This window comes from Kitasatospora sp. NPDC057518 (genome assembly GCF_042802075.1).
Lineage (GTDB): Bacteria > Actinomycetota > Actinomycetes > Streptomycetales > Streptomycetaceae > Kitasatospora.
Genome location: NZ_JBHVEU010000785.1, coordinates 1 through 1,521 on the forward strand (window position 1 = coordinate 1; position 1,521 = coordinate 1,521).

The 1,521-nt window shown below is 70.6% G+C and carries 2 protein-coding genes; both read right to left on the reverse strand.

Going from position 1 to position 1,521, the window contains the following annotated elements:
- Positions 1-15: 15 nt before the first annotated feature.
- Positions 16-564, reverse strand: a complete 549-nt coding sequence (locus ACFU7Z_RS39395; protein ID WP_380782978.1) for a methyltransferase domain-containing protein — start codon at positions 562-564, stop codon at positions 16-18.
- Positions 561-1,521: MvdC/MvdD family ATP grasp protein (locus ACFU7Z_RS39400; RefSeq protein ID WP_380782980.1), on the reverse strand; the 961-nt coding region annotated here is incomplete at its 5' end. The genes ACFU7Z_RS39395 and ACFU7Z_RS39400, both read right to left, overlap by 4 nt.

Here is a 1,521-nt window from a genome sequence, read left to right on the forward strand (position 1 = left end):
GGATGTGATGGTTCATCAGGGCGAAAGGAGATGTGTATAAGAGACAGCAGTGAGGGTGGCCCCTTCGGCGGTGACCACGGTCGGCCGATAGGGCGTCGAGTCGAGCCGGCGTCGGGCCTCGGCCGTCACGTCCGGGTCGACGTCGACGGTCACGACCCGATCGGAGCCGTAGCGGTGGGCGAGCAGTGCGGCGTTGTAGCCGGTGCCGGTACCGATCTCCTTCACCGGGCCGTCGACATCGTCGCCGAGCGCCTGCAGCATCGCGGCCATCAGCGACGGCTGTGTGGACGACGACGCGGCGTTCCCGCCGATCAGGTGGGTGACGAGGGGCCGGTTCGCGTAGACGGCCCGCAGCCACCCGGCGGCGTGGTCAGGGTCGTCGCCGGCAATCCGCTGCTGCCGGCCGTCGGGGCCCTGCCGGTAGAAGTACGGCACGAACAAGTGGCGGGGGACGTCGCGGAACGCGCGCTGCCACGCGGGGTCGGCCAAGGAGCCGTCGGCGGTGAGCGCGTCGACCAGTGCGGCACGCAGGGCGTCGGCAGTCGGCTCGGCGGTGGTGGTCACAAGGTGCCCTTCTGGAGCAGGTCGGCCAAGGCGGTGGTGATGGCATCGCGGGTGCAGTCGATCCACGCCCACTGCCCACCCGGATTCACGTCGACCAGCCAGTGCGTTCCGACCTGGTCCACGATCAGGTCGACGGCGGCATAGACGAGTCCGAGGCGCCACAGCATGTCCAGGATGCCCGTCCGGATGGGCACGGGGAGGCAGATCAGGGAGTATGCGAGGCGCTTGGAGTCGGTGCGCCAGTCGAGCCGTCCGGGACCGTCCGGAGCGTCGATCCTGACGGGGAACAGTCGGCCGGCCACGCAGGTCACGCGGACTTCGTAAGCCTTGTCGGTGATCTCCTGCTGGTACAGGTGCGCGGTGAGGGCCACCCGCGGGTCGTCCCACCGGTCAGCGGGAACGCGGGTGGTGTAGATCTGCCCGCGCTGCCCGTTCTCGGTGTGGACGATCCCGCCGAGCACCTTCGTGACGATCCGGCCCCGGCACCGGTCCGCGAAGTCCCGCACCGCGCCGGGGTCGTTGGTCACCAGGGTGGCCGGGACCTGCAGGCCGGACTCCGCGGCGGCGGTGAGCTGTGCGGGCTTCGTACAGTCGGCGTTGCGCTCGGGACGGTTGACCCACAGCACCTGCGGCAGGGAGCCGAGGACGCCGACGAACCCGCGCTTCGCCTGCCCTGCGGCGAACCGCTGTTCCGGGCCGGACATGCTGCCGGGAAATCGGAACGTGGTGGGCTTGCGCCACCACACGGAGGTGAGCTCGGACAGGTCGATCCCTCGCAGGGGCCCGACGACGGCGCCGCCCCACGCGCCGTCGGGCCGCAGCTCGGCACGCATGGTGATGCGCTGCGGGAAGTCCGCCACATCGGTGCGCCAGAACGGAACGCCTCGGGCGTTGAGCTCACGCAGGACGTAGTCGGCGGTGGGGTCGAGATCGTGGGTGATGACGAGCACGCGGGGC